Here is an 18,192-nt window from a genome sequence, read left to right on the forward strand (position 1 = left end):
GGCCTGATCGAGAAGGTCGTCTTCATCAACCGTTGCGCCAAGGTCGTCAAGGGCGGTCGCCGGTTCAGCTTCAGCGCGCTCGTCGTTGTCGGCGACGGCAAGGGCCAGGTCGGCATCGGCTTCGGCAAGGCCAACGAGGTGTCGGATTGCATCTCCAAGGGCACCGATGACGCCCGCAAACACATGGAAAAAGTGAATCTCAAAAACACCACCATTCCCCACGAAGTGATCGGGGAATTTGGCGGTGCCCGGGTGCTCATGCGCCCGGCCTCCACCGGAACCGGTTTGATCGCCGGTGGCGGCGTTCGTGCCGTCCTCGAAGCCGCCGGCGTCAAGGACATCCTGGCCAAGTCTCTCGGTTCCGGCAACCCGGCCAACGTGGTCAAGGCCGCGCTGGAAGGATTGCACCAACTCAACAAGCCGGAAGACATCCTCCGCGCACGCGGCAAGTCCGTCGCGCCGGCCGCGATCAACAACTAACCGCCCGATCCCTATGAATCTGCACGACCTCAAACCCCGTCCCGGAGCCACCCACCGCATCAAGCGACTTGGCTGTGGCGAAAGCTCCGGCCATGGCAAAACCAGCGGCCGCGGTCACAAGGGCCAAAAAGCCCGCTCCGGTGGCCACATCCGTCCCGGCTTCGAAGGCGGCCAGATGCCCCTCATCCGCCGCATGCCCAAGCGCGGATTCAACAACGCCCAATTCAAGACCTATTACGCCCCGGTCAATTTGGACAGCCTCAATGCCTTCAACGACGGAGACAAGATCGACGAATCCGTGCTGCGGGCCAAACGTCTGATCACCGGCACCTGGCACGGGGTCAAGATCCTCGGCACCGGCCAGCTGACCAAGAAACTCACGATCCTCGCCCATGCCGCTTCCAAGACGGCCCAGGAGAAAATCACCCAGGCCGGCGGAACGCTGGAGCTGGTCGCCAAAAAACCCGCAGGCAACTAACCACCCCCGCCAGGCCCCGCCCACCCGGCCGGGCTGATCGGGGGAGGGGGACCCAACGATGTTTTCCGCCTTCACCAACTGCTTCAAAATCCCGGAACTCCGCCAGCGCATCATCTTCACTCTGGCCGTGCTCGTGGTGGCCCGGATCGGGGCTTCGATACCTTGTCCCGGGGTGAACTTCATGGTGCTCAAGGAATACTTCCGCACGGTCATCGAGCAGCAGCAACAGGGCAACGTCATCGGTCTGTTCAACCTCTTCAGCGGTGGCGCTCTCAGCCATTGCGCGATCTTCTCGCTCACCATCATGCCCTACATCAGCGCCAGCATCATCGTCCAGCTGGCCCAGGGTGTGATTCCCAGTCTGGGCAAGTTGTCCCGCGAAGAAGGGGGACGCCAGAAGATGACCCAGTACACCCGCATGGGCACCCTCATCCTCTGTATCGTCCAGGGCTACTTCCTCGCCCGCAGTTTCGAAAATCCCCAGAACCTCCCCATGCTCCATGGCATCGAGGTGGTGATGGCCAAGATGGGTCCCTTGGTGGCCAATCCGGGTTGGGCCTTCCAGCTCACGACGGTTATCACGCTCACGGCCGGCACCATGTTCCTCATGTGGCTGGGTGAACAGATCACCGAGCGCGGCATCGGCAACGGGGTCTCGATGATCATCACGATCGGGATTGTTTCCGGACTCCCCGCCGCCATCACCGCCGGATGGAATGTCTTCAATCCGCCGGCCAGCAGCGGGAAGGAAGCCGTCAGCCCGCTCGTCCTTGTCCTCCTCATCGCCTTCCTTTTCGCCGTCATCGCCGGCACGATCATGATCACCCAGGCCATGCGCAAAGTGGCGGTTCAATACGCCCGCCAAGTCCGTGGCAACAAGGTCTTCGGCGGCCAGTCTTCCTTCCTTCCGCTCAAGGTCAATTACGCCGGCGTCATGCCCATCATCTTCGCCAGCGCCATCCTCGTCTTCCCCTCGACCATCATCAGCATGATGTTCCCGACCAACGAGGCCGCCCACAAGTTCATCTCCCTCCTGGCCCCGGGCACCTGGCTCTACGTCACGCTCGAGGCCCTCATGATTTTCTTCTTTTCCTTTTTCTGGGTCGCCATGGTGTTCAACCCCACCCAGATCGCCGATGACATGAAGCGCAACGGCGGTTTCATCCCCGGTGTCCGCCCGGGTGACCCCACGGCCAAGTTCCTTGATTTCTCCATGACCCGCCTCACGTTCGCCGGAGCCATCTTTCTCACCGTCATCGCCGTCCTGCCCATGCTCATCAGCAGCTTCATGGGTATCCCCATGATCACGGCCCAGTTCTTCGGCGGCACCGGTCTGCTCATCATCGTCGGGGTCATGCTCGACACCATGCGGCAGACAGAAACTTTCCTCCTGCAACGGCACTACGACGGATTCCTCAAGAAGGGCAAAATCCGCGGACGTTCCTTCGGTGCTTCTTCCTCCCAGGGCGAAGCCGTTTCCGAAGACCGCATCATCTGGTTGCTCGTTCTGATCGGCATCATCATTGTGGGGGGCATCGCCGTCAGCCTGATCAAGAGCTGACCGGTGCGTCTATGATCCCCATCAAGCGCGCCCAGGAAATCGACAGCATGCGGCGCAGCGGCCAGGCCGTTGCTGAAGTGCTGGATGCGCTCATGGCCTTGGTCCAACCCGGCATCACCACCGGCGAGATCGATGCCGAAGCCGCCAAAATCATCCGTGCGCGCGGGGGCAAAAGTCCCTTCCACGGGTACCGCGGGTTCCCCGGCCATATCTGTATTTCGGTCAACGAGGAGGTTGTGCACGGCATTGGCGGCCGACGGAAACTGGTTTACGGCGACTTGGTCAAACTCGACGTGGGCATCGTCCTCGATGGTTGGGTGGGCGACACCGCCGCCTCGGTTCCGGTGGGAGCGGTGGCACCTGAAGTCACCCGTCTCTGTCAACAGACCGAACGGGCGCTGGCCGCTGGGATCGACAAGGCCCGCGCGGGCAACCGCTTGGGCGATATCGGCTGCGCCATCGAAAAAAACGTGTCCGCTGCCGGGTACTCCGTGGTCAAGGAATTCGTCGGCCACGGGGTCGGACGCAGCCTGCACGAGGAGCCCCAGATCCCGAATTACGGCAAGGCCGGCACCGGCCCCCTGCTCAAACCCGGAATGACCCTGGCCATCGAGCCCATGGTCAATCTCGGCCGGTCGGACGTCCGCATCCTCGGCGACGGCTGGACCGTGGTGGCCGTCGACGGCAAGTTTTCCTCGCATTTCGAGCACACCGTGTTGGTCACCGAGGGTGATCCGGAGATCCTGACATGCCGCAAAGTGACCGCATTGAAATGAAAGGCACCGTGGTAGGCCCCATCTCCAAGACGGTATTCCGCATCGAACTGGCCAACGGGCAGCAGCTCCCGGCCAGTTTGTCCGGAAAAATGCGTTTGAGCTTCATTCGGGTCTTGCCAGGCACCCCGGTGATTGTAGAATTCTCGCCCTATGATTTGTCAAAAGGACGGATCATCGGGCTCATCTAAGGAACCAAAATGAAAGTCAGAGCATCCGTCAAACGGCGCACATCCGACTGCCAGATCATCCGGCGGCGGGGAAAAGTGTACGTCATCAACAAGAAAAATCCCCGGCTCAAGCAGCGCCAGGGTTGAAGAGGATTTGTTATGCCAAGAGTGTTAGGTGTGGATATTCCAGGGGAAAAGCGCGTCGAGTTTTCGCTGCGCTATCTGTACGGCATCGGGCCGACCCGTGCGAAAGAAATCATTGAAGAAACCCAGATCGATCCGGCCACCCGCGCCAAGGATCTGACCGGACAGCAGATCAACCAGATCATCCAGGTCATCCAGACCCGCGGCTATCTGATTGAAGGCGACCTCCGCCGCGATCTGCAGGTCAATCTCAAGCGCCTCCAGGCCATCAACTGCTACCGCGGCATCCGCCACAAGAAGGGCCTCCCGGTCCGCGGCCAGCGCACCCAGACCAATGCCCGCACCCGCAAGGGCCCCCGCAAGACCGTCGGGGTCCAGCGCAACAAGGACGCCAAGGCCGGCAAGGTCTGATCCCAAGGGATAACGACGAACCAAACATATGGCAGAAGAAACGAAAAAGGCCCCCAAAGCCACCAAGCCCGCCGCCAAAGGCGGAAACGCCAAGCCCGCCGAAGCCAAGGAAGCCGCCGCTCCCCTTCCGGCCGACCTCAGCCTCAGCCTCGACAGCCCGATCGAAAAACCCAAGATCATCAAGGCCAAGGGCAGCAAGAACGTCTACCAGGGCATCGCCCACATCACCGCTTCTTTCAACAACACCATTGTTTCCATCACCGACCTCCGGGGCAATGTCATCGGATGGTCCAGCGCCGGCAAGTGCGGCTTCCGTGGATCAAAGAAATCCACCGCCTACGTCGCCCAGGTCATCGCCCAGGATGCCACCCGCCAGGCCATGTCCCATGGCCTCAAGGAAGTGGAAGTCCGGGTCAAGGGCCCGGGCACCGGACGCGAATCCGCCGTCCGCGCCCTCCAGGCTATGGGTCTGGAAATCAGCACCATCAAGGACGTCACCCCCATCCCCCACAACGGCTGCCGCCTCCGCAAGGCCCGCCGCGTTTGATCACCAAGGAATAGAACATCATGGCTCGTTACACCGGACCCCGCAGCAAAATCAGCCGCCGCTTTGGCGTGCCGATCTATGGACCCTCCAAGGCGCTTGAGCGCCGCAACTTCCCCCCGGGCGTCCACGGCCCGAAAAGCCGCCGCAAGCTCTCCGAATACGGCACCGCCCTCGGGGAAAAGCAAAAACTCAAGTACATGTACGGCGTCATGGAGAAGCAATTCCGCCGCTACTATGAAATCGCCGTCCAGAAACGCGGGGTCACCGGCGACACCCTCCTCCAGCTCCTGGAAACCCGCTTGGACAACGTCGTTTTCCGCCTCGGGTTCGCCACCAGCCGCCGCCTGGCCCGTCAGATGGTCACCCACGGTCACACCCGTGTCAACGGACGCAAGGCCAGTATCGCCAGCATGAACCTCAAGGCCGGCGACGTCATCGAGATCCGGGACAACCCCAAGTCCCGCCGCATGGCCACCCTCGGGCTCGAAGCCTCCCAGCTCGCCCCGGTCCCCGGTTGGCTCACCCTGGACAAAGACCACTTCAAGGGCACTGTTGCCCGTATCCCCACCCGCGAGGAAATCGCCCCCATCGTCAACGAACGTTTGGTCGTCGAATTGTACTCACGGTAAACCCCTTTCTCCCGGTGGACCACCCCGGGGAAAAAAACAACCGCCGTTGGTCCCGGAGCGCCGGTCGCGCTTCCGGGGTAACCCGGCCACAACAGAAAAAAACTCATGCCCATTCGTCTCAGCCGCTTCGAGCTGCCCAACCGTCTCGTCAAGGACGAGGCTTCCGCCACCCCTGTCTACGCCAAATTCGTCGCCGAACCCTTCGAGGCCGGCTACGGCCACACGCTCGGCAACTCTCTCCGCCGGGTCCTCATGACCTCCCTGGAGGGTGCCGCCATCACCTCGATCAAGATCGAGGGTGCCCTGCACGAATTCGCCACCCTTCCCGGCGTCGTTCAGGACGTCACGGAAATCGTCCTCAACCTCAAGAAGGTCCTCTTCAAGCTCCCCAACCGCGATGCCCGCACCTTGTACATCAATGTGAACAAGGAAGGCGATGTCACCGCCGGGGACATCACCCTTGACGCCGGCGTCGAGGTCATCAACCCCTCCCAAGTCATCTGCACCCTCGACAAAAAGCAGAAGTTCGAGGCCGAGATCGAGGTCAAGGTCGGCCGCGGCTACGCCAGCGGCGACGAAAACAAGACCCCGGAAACCGCCATCGGTGTCATCCCGATCGATTCGCTTTTCTCCCCCGTGCGCAAGGTGAAGTATGAAGTGTCCGACACCCGCGTGGGCCAGCGCACCGACTACGACAAGCTTTCTCTGGAAGTCTGGACCGATGGCCGCCTCAATCCCGATGATGCCCTGCTCCAAGCTTCGGCCATCCTGCGCCACCACTTGGATATCTTCGTCAACTTCGACAAGGAGCCGATCGAGTTCGAGGAGCCGAAGGAACAGACCGGCACCCAGGACAGCGCCCTCAAGAAACTGCTCAACATGAGCGTCAACGAGATCGAACTCTCGGTGCGTGCGGCCAACTGCCTCAACAACGCCAACATCACCACCGTGGGCCAGCTGGCCCTCAAGAGCGAGGCCGAGATGCTCAAGTACCGCAACTTCGGCAAGAAGTCGCTCAACGAGATCAAGGATAAGCTCCAGCAACTCGGTCTGGGTCTGGGCATGAAGTTCGAGCCCGGCCTGGTCGAACTCCCCCCGGAAGCGGCCAATACGGAATCCAAGTAAATGAGACACGCGAAGAAAACTGTCAAACTCGGGCGCAAATCCGCGCACCGGAACGCGCTTCTGGCCAATCTGGCCTCCAGCCTGATCCAGCACAACCGCGTCAAGACCACCCTGACCAAGGCCAAGGCGGTTCGTCCGCTCGCGGAAAAGCTCGTCACCCTCGGCAAGAAGGGGGAGATCCACCACCGCCGCCTAGCCGCCAGCAAACTGATGGGAAATGCCAAAGTGGTGAGCAAACTCTTCTCCGACATCGCCCCCCGTTTCAAGGACCGCAAGGGTGGATACACCCGCATCCTCAAACTGGGCGTCCGCGGCAGCGATGCCTCGTCCATGGCGTTGATCGAATGGGTGGACCACCAAGTTGAAGCGGCTCCGGCTGTGGAGACCCCGGCACCCAAGACCGAGGCCGCAACGGCCCCGGCCGCGGAGAAAAAAACCGCCAAGAAAAAAGCCAAGGAATGATTTCCTCATCCTCCTGAGGGAAAATACAAAAAGGGCGGCCGGAAACGGCCGCCCTTTTTGTTTGAAACCCGGGATGCTTTTTTGATCCGTAGACGGGTGTCCCACCCCGTCTTGTAAAGCTTATCAACCCCGCCAAACCCGGTAGATCAAGAGCAGCAGCACGGCCAGGATGACGCAAGCCGTGATGACACGGGCGCGAGAACGGCGCTCCTGCACCCGCAGGCGCCGACCCGGTGGAGGCGTCGGGACAGGGGCGGGGGCTGTTTCTTCCCCTGGTGGAATCAGGACCAGTGGACGTGGCGGTCCCGGTTCGCTGCGTGGCGGTGCCGGGTGTTGCAGCTTTTCCAGCTCGCGCGCCAGCTGGCGCTCCTTTTCCTCAAGGCGGCGCATTTCCTCTGCGATGGGGTCTTTCGGCCGGGGGGAAAACAACGACATGGCTCCTCTTGTGCCCGAGGTGGACGAAAACGTCAACCCACCAAGCCCGGCCCAGCACCAAACCGGCCAGCCCCGGTTCAGAACTTGAACAACAAAACCAGTGCGATGACGGTCAGCAGGATCAGGAGCGGCAGTGTTAGGGCAAAACCCCGGACGACCAGTTCCGTGAAGGGCACCTGTCCCTCGAAACCCGATGAGGACGTTTCTCCCTCTGTGGATTCGGTGTCCGAGCCATCGTGGATGTCCTTGCCGCTGAGGGCGTCAATTTTGGCCCGCGATTGATTGTAGATCGACTGCGCGTGATCGATTTTGGAAAGGGCCTTGGTCAGTTCCTCATCGAGGTTTTCCGGGGTCCAGGAACCGGGCTGGATGGCCTCGATCTGGTTCAGGTGGTCGGTGAATGTCTCGCGCGTGATCTGGATCTGCTCGATTTCTTTGCGAGCCTCATATTCGGCCCTTTCCAGCACGGTGACGGCACGGGTCAGGCGCTCGCGCATGGTTTTTTGCCCGATGGCGAGCTCTTGGCGGCGGCGGTTCAGTTCCTCTAGTTCGTTCTTGCGGCGCTCGACTTCCTCCTGCTGTCGCCGCAGGTCCATGAGGCGCTCCTGTTGCTCCTGGAGTTCATGGGTCAGGTCTTCCATGGATTTCGAGCCGGAACGGCCCAGGAGATCGGGTTGTTCAGAGGAGGGGAGGGGACTCATGGAATAACCAGTGTCGTGCCAAGCTTCAGATTCTGGACTTTGGCCGTGGCTTCGGGGTTGGCTTGCTTGATCTTCTGGACACCGCCGGGCACGTCATCGGGGTAGAATTGTTTGGCGATCTTCCACAGACTGTCGCCTTTTTGGATCGTGTAGCTGCGGGCTCCGGCGGTCGAAGGTATGGTTTCGGTTGCTGGAGCGGTGATGGGTGCGGTGGCGGCTGCCGTGTGTTCAACGGTCGGGGCGCCGGTGGGTGAAGCAGGCTGGGCCGGGGAGGGCGGAGGTTCGGCGGGCACCGGGTTGATCCGTGCGGCCGCTGTGGAATCGTCTTTTCTGGCCTGCAGGGTGTCGCGCTGGGCCAAGGCTTGTTTGAGATCCATGTTCTCCTTGCTCAACCGGGCCATTTCCTCGGCGTTGTGCACGGTGGAGTTGGGCAGAGTCAGGGCAAAATCAATTTTGGCTTTTTCCACATACGCCTGGATTTGCTCGCGGTCCTCGGCGGTCGGGCGGACGGCCAGGTATTTCTGGAAGTGGTAGATGCCGCTGACCGGGTCGCCGAGTTTTTCCGAGTAGAGGAGACCCATTTCGACGTGGGCTTTGGCCACGTTTTTGTTCGCCTGCAGGGCGGCTTCGTATTGTTCGATGGCGGCGTAATAATTGCCCTCTGCCGTGGCATCCGCTGCCTTGCGGAAGTAGGGATTGAGTTCATTTTCCGCGTCCAGGCCCTTCTGTGGGGGCTTGCAGGACGTTAACAACACCGCGGCGGAGGCCAGGGCCATCCAAACTACAGATAACTTCATGTGGAAGGAGTGTACTCCCGGGGAGGGGGGGTGCAAGGGATTTCCGGGGCATGGGGGCCTTGCACAATTCAGTTGATCTTTTGCCGTGGCGGTGGTTTTATTTTCATTCCTTCACGGGGTCATAGCTCAGTTGGTAGAGCGCCTCAATGGCATTGAGGAGGTCTGGGGTTCGAATCCCCATGGCTCCACGCCCTCCGGGCGTAGTCTTTCGCAAAGCGAACGTTGTTCCCCTGATTCGAACGCAGTTCGTTTGCTGCGTCCGAAGGACAAATCCATCGGGCCGGAGGCCAATACGCAACGACCCGGGAGGGTCCCATCCCCATGGCTCCACGCCCTCCGTGGTGTGGTACTTCGCGAGGTGAATATCGTCCTCTGATCCGAACAAAATTCGGCCGCTTGCCCGCTTGAATGGTGGACTTTTTCTTTCCCGGCATGGGGTTTGCTTGTCATCATCGCTTCTTATGTCCTCCAAGAATTCTTTCCCTGAACGCCCCGCCAAACCGTCCGCCACCTCCATCTCCTCTCCCATCCAAGAAACCATCGAAGCCCTGCACCGCCAGTTTTGCGACTTGGACGAAGGCGAGGTCGCGACCTACATCCCCGAATTGGGCAAGGCCGATCCGTCCTGGTTCGGCATTTGTCTGGTCACTGCCGACGGAGCGGTTTACGAGGCGGGCAACACCACACAGGAATTCACCATCCAGTCGATTTCCAAACCCTTCAGCTACGGCATGGCCTTGGAGGACAACAGCCGGGTCGAGGTCTTGAAGAAAATCTGGGTTGAGCCAACCGGGGAAGCCTTCAACTCGATCAGCCTCCAGCCCGGCACCGGGCGCCCCATGAATCCGATGATCAACGCCGGGGCCATCGCCACCACCGGCCTGGTCGAGGGGAAAACTTCCGCGCAGAAAATGCGGCGGATCCTCGATTCCCTCTCACGCTTCGCCGGACGCAGCCTTTCCGTGGACCAGACCGTTTATCAATCGGAAAACGAAACCGGTCACCGCAACCGTGCCATCGCCCACATGCTGCGCAATTTTGACATCCTCACCGAAGATCCCACCCCAGCGCTGGAGGCCTATTTCCAACAGTGTTCCGTCCTGGTCAACTGTCGCGACCTCGGAGTGATGGCGGCCACCCTGGCCAATGGCGGGTCCAACCCCATCACCGGCCAGCGCGCGGTCAGCGCGGATTACGTCGAGAGCATGCTCAGCGTGATGGGCAGTTGCGGGATGTACGATGCGGCGGGAGAATGGATCTACAATGTGGGCATGCCGGCCAAGAGCGGCGTGGCTGGCGGCATCGTGGCCGTCCTACCCGGCCAGCTCGGCATCGGCGTCTTTTCCCCGCGACTCGATCCGCGCGGGAACAGCGTGCGCGGGATCGCGGTCTGCCGTGAATTGTCCCACATGTTCGACCTGCACATGTTCAAAATCCCCCGGGTGGCCCGGACCAGCGTCCGGCGGGTCATCCACCCGGACCAGAACGGTTCCAACCGGCTCCGCACCGAATCGGAATCACGCGTGCTCAAGGCCCACGGGCACCAGATTGCCTTGGTGGAATTGCAGGGCGAATTGTTGTTTTCCGGGGCGGAATCGGTCACCCGTGCCGTCCTCGATGTGATCAAGGACAGCCCGCACCTCTTGCTCGACTTCCGCCATGTGCTTCGCATGGATTTGGTGGCCGCCCGCATGCTCACCCGCCTCTTGGGAAACATCCTTTTGGGGAACCTGCCGGTCATTTTGACCGGGACCCGCCATCTCGCGATCCTCGAGTCCGTCTTCCGCAAAGAGGCCCCGGAAGCGGTGCGGGACAAAATCCTCTGGATTCAGGAAGCCGACTACGCGTTGGAAACGGCGGAAAACCGCCTGCTGGCCGACCTTTCCGCCACTTGGTCGGCGGACGAGCGGGTGGCACTGGGGGATTGCGAATTGCTCCTCGGCTCACACCCCGACGACCTGAAGATCTTTGAGAAGTTGCTCATTTCCTCCAAGGTGGCCTCGGGCACCGCACTGATCCAGCCTGGCGAAACCGGGGACGATCTCTACTTCCTCCTCAGGGGCAAGGTCAGTGCCTGGGTGCCGGACGGGGAGGGCGGGGAAACCCGTGTCTCCACCTTCTCCTCGGGGATGGCTTTTGGCGAAATGGCCCTCATCGACCGTTCCCCCAGATCAGCCAAAGTGGTCAGTGATACCGAAGTGGAATTGCAGCGCCTGAGAGCGGTGGATTTCGACGGCCTGGAGGTGTCGTGCCCGCGGCTGTATGCCCTCATCCTGCGCAATCTGACCCGTCTGCTTTCCGGACGCCTGCGCAAAGCCAACATCGGTCGCTCTGTGCTGGCCCGATGATGGTTCCAGTAAGCGGTAGTTTGTCGGTGGCCGTGGGACGCTTGATGTTGGACCCGTCCATCGGACGGATGAGTTAACCAGGATCGGTCTGTCCGCCAGTTCATCCGGGCCCCGAGCAGTCCTCTTTGTTGTGCATGAAAGTAGGGGGGATTCAGCGGCGTCAGCCAACCTTGGGCAGTGTTGCCCACTGGTTTGTGCGTAGATTGGGGATCGACTTCTGCCGGATACCGTTGATGCACAATTGTTTCACGGACACATTTTTGACCCAGCGATGCCGGTCAAAGCCTTCGATAACGGAAGGAATTTCCGGATCACCCCGGTAGCTGATGCGGTTGAAGTGGATGTCCTGGATGGTTTTTCCGGGCACTGGGTTGTAAGCGGGGTTGAAAAGCACCCGTAAATCCAGCAGGCGCGGGGCATCGGAATCCTCAATGCGGATGTTCGTAAAATGGACGTTGCGTATGATGTTCCAATCTCCGGGATTCAGCGCGAGACAACCCTGGTACATCGGACTGGGTTCGCAATGGCGCAGGATGGTCAAATGTTCAAAGCGCAGTTTTTCGATGTTACGGCCAGGAGATTTTTGTTGGCCATGCACTCCAACCATGACCGGATGGGCGACATCTGCCCAAAGGGTGCAATGCGAATAATGGTGGCGGCGGACGGACCCCTTGAATTCGCCGCGGTCGGCGTACACGGCCAGACAGTCGTCGGAACTCCGGATGAAACAATGCGCCACCCGGAGATCCGAGCATGACATGGAGTCGATGCCGTCCCCCCAGAGGCAGTGGGTGAAAATGGAGACGTGGTTGATATGAATATTTTTTGACTGACCTAACATGACGCCGTAATGCGATGGATTACGCAGGGTCACGCCTTCCACCCGGACGTTTCGGCTGTGAACGATTTTGAGGGCAGGCGCTTTGGGGGCTATTTCATTTCTGGGGTCCGGGGGACAATCTGCTAGCAGATCGATGACTCCCAGCCCCCGAATGAGGACGTTCTCCACGCCGGAGCATTCGAGACGACCGCGCAGAACGGCTCCATCGTCAAGCTGAAGGGTCTGATTCGATTGGAGTTTGAGCACACCCCCGGGGATCACGTGGAATCCCGGTTTGTAGTGCAGCACGTTTTTTTGAGGGCGCGTGGTCGTCGCCCATTTACCCGGCCGCACATTCAGGTGCAAGCAGATGCCGGGGTCGTTCAAAAACTGCAAGGTGGCTGATTCATTTGCAGATAGGGTCAAACGAAGCGATCCATCCTTATTTTTTCGAAGCAATTTCGGCTGGGCTGGGCGAATCTCGGCTTGGTCTGCCGGGTGGTTTGTCACAATTTTCAATAATACTTTTTTACCGGACGGAATGACTGCATGTCCGACCATGCGGGGTCGCCGCATATCGACCATCATGGCGGAAACGGGGCGTTCCCGCCACGTGTCCTGTGCGGAATGTCGGAACCAAACCCGGAAGTCGGGATGGATCAGGTCGGGTCCAGTAGGGGATGAGCAGGAGGAAATCATGTTTATCTAGTAGTAATACTGGGGTTGCGGACTTCCATCCAAAGTTAGTTTGATGACGTTAAACGGATGGATCGGAGGCTGATGGGGCAGCCCTTCCACGATCAACTGTCGACCTTTGCGCTTGACGGTCAAAGTTCCGGCGGCTCCCAGCAGCTCCGCTTTGGGTACATGATTGCCGAGCTGGGCCAGGACCATCCGGCCGTCGCCGGGCCAAGTCTGCATGATCACGTAGGCGTTGTCCCCTTTGGTCGTTATCCTGCCGCTGGTGCAGAAGTCCCACCAGTTGGGTAAAATCCGCTCAGTGCCATAAATGGCCTGGCCGCATATCTTGAGCCATTGTCCCATTTCCAACAGCCGGTCCACGGCCTGGGGAGAAATCTGGCCGTCTGGATTCGGCCCCACATTCAGCAAGTAATTGCCCCCCCGGGCGGCACAGGCGGTCAGCTGTTCCAAAAGTCGAGTCGAGGTTTTGTACTCGCCTTCGTTCGACGAAAAACCCCACGAATGATTCATCGTGATGCAGGACTCAAAAAAACCATCCTGGTAATAGGCATTGGGGATTTCCTGCTCCGGAGTGGCAAAATCCCCCGGCAAGCCGGAACGGTTGTTGGTCAGGATTTGGGGCTGAAGCGCACGAACCATGATTTCCAGTTCTTCCGAGCGCCATATATCCTTGGTCTTGTCTCCCCAGCCCCCCCGGAAGTTGGCGTCATCCGGGCAGTCATACCAAAGAATATCGATCTGGCCGTAATTCGTCAGCAATTCCCGCACTTGGTTATGTAAGTGTTCCACCAATTTTTTCCAGCCTTGGGGGTTTTTTTCCGGGCCTTCAAAGTAGGCGGGAAAATCCCAATCCTTAACGGAGAAGTAAAGCCCCACACCCAGGCCTTCCTCCCGACAGGCGGTGATGTACTCCGCGACGAAGTCACGTTGGGCAGCCGTGCGCGGTGCGGTAAAATTGGTATGGTGGCTGTCGAACAGGCAAAAGCCGTCATGATGCTTGGCCGTAAGGACCATGTATTTCATCCCGGCCTCTTTGGCCAGCCGGGCCCAGCTTCTGGCATCGAAATGTCGCGGATTGAACTTTGACGAAAGGGATTGGTATTCGTCCGTCGGAATGGACTCCGTGTATCGCACCCACTCACCGCGCCCGAGCAGTGAATAGAGACCCCAGTGGATGAACATGCCAAAGCGGGCCTGGTTGAACCATTTCAGGCGTTCTTTTTGGGCAGCATAATCGGTTGGCATGGGGTCACTCTGTGAGGGGATTTGTGGCAGGATTTCACGGGGACCTGGCATCAGGCATAGCTATCCCGGAGGTTGTGGATGGTGAGGGAACGCTGGAATTGTTCACGATTGGTTCGCTGCTTTGGGAAAAACTTCAACGGATGGTTTTTCCCGGGAAGAAGGGTCAACACGTTATCGTCAAACTCTCCGCGAATGCCGACTGCGTTCAGGCTGACACCAAAAGCGGGGCGGTTGGTGGCAAGGGTTAATTCGAGGACTCCGTCTTTTCCAATGCGGGATACGGACACTTTAATCGTCGGCTTCAGCAACTCACATTTTTTGTAAAGCGTCATGAAATGGGTGTTCCGGCTTGTGGTGCCAGGAGTTTTGAATTCCACATGGACGAAAACCGACGCGGGATCGGAAGCCAGATCGGCTGTTTTCAAACGCTTGAGGCATTTGGATCTGAGTCCGGGGAGTGTCGTACGGAACTGCAGCCGCTTCCGGGTTTTGCCGGAAAAATCCATCACTTCAATCGACAGGGTTCCGGAAACAGTTTTCATCAGGTCACTACTCCCCCATACTTCCAGGATCCCATCGTTTTTTTGTTCTATCGAAACCAGCACGGGGGCGAAAAACTTTTTTGCCATGTAATGGAGCAGTTTCCATTTGCCTCCATAGTTCAGTGATCCCCAGGAGCAGACCGGCCACATTTCGTTCAACTGCCAATAGAGAGCCCCCATGCAAACCGGACGCAACCGGCGGAAATGTTCCACCGCTGTTTTTATGGCTATTCCCTGTTGGAACTGGCTGAGGTAAACAAAGGCATCAAAACCATCCGGAAACCGGAAGTAACGGGTCATGTTCTCCGTGATGCGGGCATTCCCCCCGGGATTTTTCTGGTGGTGCTCCATGATGGGGGAGCCGACGTTCCACTGCTCCCGTGGCGCATACGTTTTGATGCTTTCCAGAGAGGGGAAGGATTGGTAGCCGAACTCGGAACAGAAGCGGGGTTGGATCTTCAGATAATCCTCGAAGGGCTTGCTTTCGTGCCAGACGCTCCAGAAATGCATGTCTCCTCGTGAGTCATCATGCCAGCAATCAGAGTAATCGCCCGGCCCCCCGCAGGGGCTGCTGGGCCAGAATGTGCGGGTGGGGTCGAGTTTGCGAACGGTGTTTCCGAGCACCCCTTCGTTCAGTCGGTCATAGTCCACCAGGTAGCGGTCGCGGTTTTTTTTCGATTCCTCGTACCAGTTGAGGGCGCCGACATTTTCGTTGTTGCCACACCAAAGTGCCAGGCAGGTGCGATGCTGCAAACGTTTGATCTGGTACTCGGCTTCGCTGCGGACGTTGGACAGGAACGTTTCGGTCGCGGGGTAAAGCGAGCAGGAGAACATGAAATCTTGCCAGACCAGAAGGCCCTTTTCATCGCACAGATCGTAAAAGTCATCACTCTCATAGCGTCCACCGCCCCAGACACGGAGCATATTCATATGAGCTTTTGCGGCGCTTTCCAGCAGATCTTCCAGAACGTCGCGGTTGACCCGGGCCGGAAGGGCGTCGGCCGGTATCCAGTTGGCACCCTTGGCAAAGATGGGCACACCATTGACCCGAAATTCAAGACTCAGTCCCTGGGCATCCTCTTGGAATCGGGTTTCCAGGTGGCGTAAACCGATGCGCTTTACCACTGACTCATGGCCTACGCTGACCCGGAGATCTTCGAGAGGTTGGTCGCCGTATCCATTGGGCCACCACAGGGAAGGATTTTTGACATGAAGGGTTGCTTTCAGGTGGTTCGAACCTGCGGTGTAAGAGAATAATCCGTTGGTTTTTTGACCGGCGAAGGAAAAAGCGTAAGTGGATTTACCGCTGCCGGAAGCTTGTATTTCGCAGGTGATTTCGAGATCAACTGTGCCCTTGTCATGTTTTTGGGTCACAAGGACATGTTCGATGCGCGGCGACGAGGTTGCGGCCAGATAGATGTCCCCATAAATGCCCGACACCATCAGGCAAGGGCCCCAGTCCCAGCCGGCATGGCATTGGGGTTTACGTATGAGATTACGGTGCTGAGATTGGATGGGAAACTGACTGTGGGGAATAGGATAGGGGAGAAGGGAGGCCTCCCGGGCTGCCATGATTTCCGCGGATTGGAATTCGATTCGGATCTCGTTCAGCCCCGTTTTCAACAGGTGGCGAACTTCCCATCGGTGGCGTTGGAAAGCATTGGCCGTTTTACCCGCCGCTTTCCCATTGATGAAAACGGTGGCTAAAGTATCCACGTTTTCCAGATTGAGAAAGACCCCGGGTGCCTTGAGGAAGTCCCGCGATGCCTTAAAAGAACGTTGATAGGTCCAGTTTTCCCGACCGACCCACTGGGCTTCCAATTCCTGGAGACCATAATACGGGTCCCGCAAATGACCGGCTTTCAACAACGCGCTGTGGGTGTCCCCGGGCAATTCCGCATCCAGTGTCAGATGGCGTCTCGGACAGTGTAGTTTCCAGGTTCCTTCTAGGCGGATGATGTTCATGGGTTTCGTGGTCATTAGGAAAAGAAGTCGTTAGGATCAGAGGCCCGACAGGGGGCCACACACTTGGGAAAAACCCGAATCCTCGGGCAAGTGGACGGGTAGTATTCCGGCAAAGGGAATCCGGCCCAACAGGGCGGATGCCGCGGCTCTTTGTGCTGCATCGTGTCCGGCGTAGGTGCAGATCAGATTCGGCAAGACGGGGATTTCCCAGGCCACATAGGGGCTTCCCAGAGAAAGAAAGTAGCAGGGAAAATGCGAAAAAATCCGCACTAAGTCGAGGGACTGTATGGCGTTATAAGAAATGCGGCCGCTGTTGCGGCCCGCCATGGGGCCGTTTCGGAAAACATACAAAACCGCATCGCAACAGGACACGGCGCGTTCATAGTCGGAAAGGTTCTCCACCCATTGCACTACGTAGCCTCCTTTTTCGAGTTCCTCCGCCAAGGCGGCTTTCGGGCGGGAATGCACAGGGTTTGACCCAAGTGTGGGCTGGACTCCGGGATCGGTGTTCGACGCCGCATCCACGACTGCCAGTTTGCCCAAATCTGAAACATCACGTGGCAGGTCAAAAACGAGGATTTTCGATCCACGGGGAAGTTTAATGGGAAACAGGCGGTTCCGGTCTTGGATGAGGGTGACCGATTTTTCCGCCACCTGACGCACGGTATGTTCGTGGCGGTTGGCAAAGGCGGCGGCGGAGGCTGATTCATCTGGCAGAACGGGGGCCGGTGGGGTCAATCCGACCTTTGCCTTCAATTCCAGTATTCGGCGCACTGAGGCGTCCAATCTTTCCCGGGTCAATTCACCCCGGTCCATCGCTTTGAGAAATGTATCGGCAGCGGCGGGCAGATTTTCCACGAACAACACCACATCGGAACCTGTGAGCACATTGGCCAGGGCCAGGTCGGCTTCTGATTTGAAATGTCCGGCCAGCCCGCCCATACCGATGGCATCTGAGACAATGACCCCCGTAAACCCCATCTCGTTGCGCAAGAGATCGATTTGGATACGGGAATCGGCGGTGGCGGGGAGGAACAATCCGGTATTTGGGTTTCGGCCGGACCGCGCACTCCAAGCCAGATGACCCACCATCACACTCCAGGGGCCTGCTTCGAGCCCCGCCCGGAAAACTTTTCCATAAGTGGACTGCCAGGCTTCTTCCGTGAGGGGATTCACCGCGGTGGTGATATGCTGGTCCCGGGAGTCCATGCCGTCGCCTGGAAAATGCTTGAGCGTGGCGGCCAAACCATGGTCCTGCATTCCACGGAGGTAGGCTGATACGAGGGCGCCCACTCGTTCGGGATCTGATCCGAAAGATCGGATGTTGGTGATGGGATTATCGGGATTGAAGTTGAGATCAGCCACGGGGGCAAAACTCCAACGCACGCCGCAGGCACGACATTGTAGGGCAGCCACGCGGCCCACCTCATAGGCCAGGGTGCAGGCTTCTTGCAAATCGGCTATTGCCCCCAAGGCCATGGCCGAGCCGAAAGCTACCCCCTCGGCGGGGGTATTGGGACCACATTCGCTGTCGCCGGAGAAGATGACGGGTACCTTTTGGCCCTCCGTGGCCTGTCTAGCCAAATCGCGCAGTTGCTTCCAAGGACGTCCGGCCATGAAGGCCCCGCCTGCCTGATTGAAACGCACCCGATCAACCAGGGTTTGCTGTGGGATTCGTTGGTCCCAATGGGTCAACGTGGTCTGGAATAACTGGTTGATTTTTTCCCGGTCGGAGAGTTCACGCAGGGTTTTTTCCACCCATATTCTGGCATCCGGTTGCAGCATATCCCTTAAGGGATGGGTCGGTTCCTTTGCTGACGTTTCGTTTATGGGCATTAACGGTGGGGACACGGGAGG

The 18,192-nt window shown here is 58.9% G+C and carries 18 protein-coding genes, 1 tRNA gene and 1 pseudogene; 13 read left to right on the top strand and 7 right to left on the bottom strand.

What is annotated here, in order from left to right; genetic code table 11:
- The first annotated feature begins 3 nt into the window (after nucleotides 1-3).
- The 11 genes and pseudogenes from rpsE (at nucleotide 4) to rplQ (ending at nucleotide 6,672) form a co-directional block, all read left to right on the top strand.
- Nucleotides 4-480 (top strand): 30S ribosomal protein S5, encoded by a 477-nt coding sequence (gene rpsE, locus SFU85_12770; GenBank protein ID MDX6767649.1) that lies wholly within the window; start codon nucleotides 4-6, stop codon nucleotides 478-480.
- 13 nt (nucleotides 481-493) lie between these two features.
- Nucleotides 494-958, top strand: coding sequence for a 50S ribosomal protein L15 (rplO, locus tag SFU85_12775; GenBank protein MDX6767650.1), 465 nt, complete (start codon nucleotides 494-496; stop codon nucleotides 956-958).
- Nucleotides 959-1,016: 58 nt separating this feature from the next.
- The gene (gene secY, locus SFU85_12780) at nucleotides 1,017-2,519 is read left to right on the top strand and encodes a preprotein translocase subunit SecY (protein MDX6767651.1); all 1,503 of its coding nucleotides are present in this window, start codon (nucleotides 1,017-1,019) and stop codon (nucleotides 2,517-2,519) included.
- 11 nt (nucleotides 2,520-2,530) lie between these two features.
- Entirely contained in the window at nucleotides 2,531-3,295 is a 765-nt protein-coding gene (gene map / locus SFU85_12785; GenBank protein MDX6767652.1) for a type I methionyl aminopeptidase, read from the top strand.
- Nucleotides 3,268-3,483 (top strand): translation initiation factor IF-1, encoded by a 216-nt coding sequence (gene infA / locus SFU85_12790; GenBank protein MDX6767653.1) that lies wholly within the window; start codon nucleotides 3,268-3,270, stop codon nucleotides 3,481-3,483. The genes map and infA overlap by 28 nt, the downstream gene beginning before the upstream one ends.
- A 9-nt stretch (nucleotides 3,484-3,492) precedes the next feature.
- Nucleotides 3,493-3,609, top strand: coding sequence for a type B 50S ribosomal protein L36 (ykgO, locus tag SFU85_12795; protein MDX6767654.1), 117 nt, complete (start codon nucleotides 3,493-3,495; stop codon nucleotides 3,607-3,609).
- 12 nt (nucleotides 3,610-3,621) lie between these two features.
- Entirely contained in the window at nucleotides 3,622-4,017 is a 396-nt protein-coding gene (gene rpsM, locus SFU85_12800; protein MDX6767655.1) for a 30S ribosomal protein S13, read from the top strand.
- 160 nt (nucleotides 4,018-4,177) lie between these two features.
- Nucleotides 4,178-4,564 (top strand): 30S ribosomal protein S11, encoded by a 387-nt coding sequence (rpsK, locus tag SFU85_12805; protein MDX6767656.1) that lies wholly within the window; start codon nucleotides 4,178-4,180, stop codon nucleotides 4,562-4,564.
- Nucleotides 4,565-4,584: 20 nt separating this feature from the next.
- Nucleotides 4,585-5,193, top strand: a complete 609-nt coding sequence (gene rpsD, locus SFU85_12810; GenBank protein MDX6767657.1) for a 30S ribosomal protein S4 — start codon at nucleotides 4,585-4,587, stop codon at nucleotides 5,191-5,193.
- 105 nt (nucleotides 5,194-5,298) lie between these two features.
- Nucleotides 5,299-6,318, top strand: a complete 1,020-nt coding sequence (locus SFU85_12815; GenBank protein ID MDX6767658.1) for a DNA-directed RNA polymerase subunit alpha — start codon at nucleotides 5,299-5,301, stop codon at nucleotides 6,316-6,318.
- Nucleotides 6,319-6,672, top strand: a pseudogene (rplQ, locus tag SFU85_12820) (50S ribosomal protein L17). It begins immediately after the preceding gene.
- 231 nt (nucleotides 6,673-6,903) lie between these two features.
- Here rplQ and SFU85_12825 read toward each other — a convergent pair.
- The 3 genes from SFU85_12825 to SFU85_12835 form a co-directional block, all read right to left on the bottom strand.
- Nucleotides 6,904-7,215, bottom strand: a complete 312-nt coding sequence (locus tag SFU85_12825) for a hypothetical protein (protein ID MDX6767659.1) — start codon at nucleotides 7,213-7,215, stop codon at nucleotides 6,904-6,906.
- 77 nt (nucleotides 7,216-7,292) lie between these two features.
- Nucleotides 7,293-7,916 carry a hypothetical protein gene (locus SFU85_12830; protein ID MDX6767660.1) on the bottom strand — a complete coding sequence of 208 codons (624 nt, stop codon included), beginning with the start codon at nucleotides 7,914-7,916 and terminating at the stop codon, nucleotides 7,293-7,295.
- Nucleotides 7,913-8,713: a LysM domain-containing protein gene (locus SFU85_12835; protein ID MDX6767661.1), complete on the bottom strand. Its 801-nt coding sequence runs from the start codon at nucleotides 8,711-8,713 to the stop codon at nucleotides 7,913-7,915. The genes SFU85_12830 and SFU85_12835 overlap by 4 nt, the downstream gene beginning before the upstream one ends.
- Before the next feature lie 115 nt (nucleotides 8,714-8,828).
- Between SFU85_12835 and SFU85_12840 the strand changes: the two genes are divergently transcribed.
- Together SFU85_12840 and glsA are read left to right on the top strand one after the other, a co-directional pair.
- Nucleotides 8,829-8,901, top strand: a tRNA-Ala gene (locus tag SFU85_12840).
- Nucleotides 8,902-9,174: 273 nt separating this feature from the next.
- A complete protein-coding gene (gene glsA, locus SFU85_12845) occupies nucleotides 9,175-11,061 on the top strand; it encodes a glutaminase A (protein MDX6767662.1) in 1,887 nt (628 codons plus the stop codon).
- A 160-nt stretch (nucleotides 11,062-11,221) separates the two neighbouring features.
- On the opposite strand, the gene SFU85_12850 is transcribed toward glsA, so the two are convergent.
- The 4 genes from SFU85_12850 to SFU85_12865 all read right to left on the bottom strand — a co-directional run bounded on the left by SFU85_12850 (nucleotide 11,222) and on the right by SFU85_12865 (nucleotide 18,120).
- Nucleotides 11,222-12,469, bottom strand: coding sequence for a glycosyl hydrolase family 28 protein (locus SFU85_12850; protein MDX6767663.1), 1,248 nt, complete (start codon nucleotides 12,467-12,469; stop codon nucleotides 11,222-11,224).
- Nucleotides 12,470-12,586: 117 nt separating this feature from the next.
- On the bottom strand, nucleotides 12,587-13,828 hold the full coding sequence (locus tag SFU85_12855; GenBank protein MDX6767664.1) for an alpha-L-fucosidase: 1,242 nt from the start codon (nucleotides 13,826-13,828) through the stop codon (nucleotides 12,587-12,589).
- Nucleotides 13,829-13,878: 50 nt separating this feature from the next.
- Nucleotides 13,879-16,350 (bottom strand): glycoside hydrolase family 2 protein, encoded by a 2,472-nt coding sequence (locus tag SFU85_12860; GenBank protein ID MDX6767665.1) that lies wholly within the window; start codon nucleotides 16,348-16,350, stop codon nucleotides 13,879-13,881.
- Between the two features lie 21 nt (nucleotides 16,351-16,371).
- Nucleotides 16,372-18,120: a glycoside hydrolase family 3 N-terminal domain-containing protein gene (locus tag SFU85_12865; GenBank protein ID MDX6767666.1), complete on the bottom strand. Its 1,749-nt coding sequence runs from the start codon at nucleotides 18,118-18,120 to the stop codon at nucleotides 16,372-16,374.
- Nucleotides 18,121-18,192 lie beyond the last annotated feature (72 nt).

This window comes from Candidatus Methylacidiphilales bacterium, assembly GCA_033875315.1.
Classification (GTDB): domain Bacteria; phylum Verrucomicrobiota; class Verrucomicrobiia; order Methylacidiphilales; family CAZTYG01; genus JANRJG01.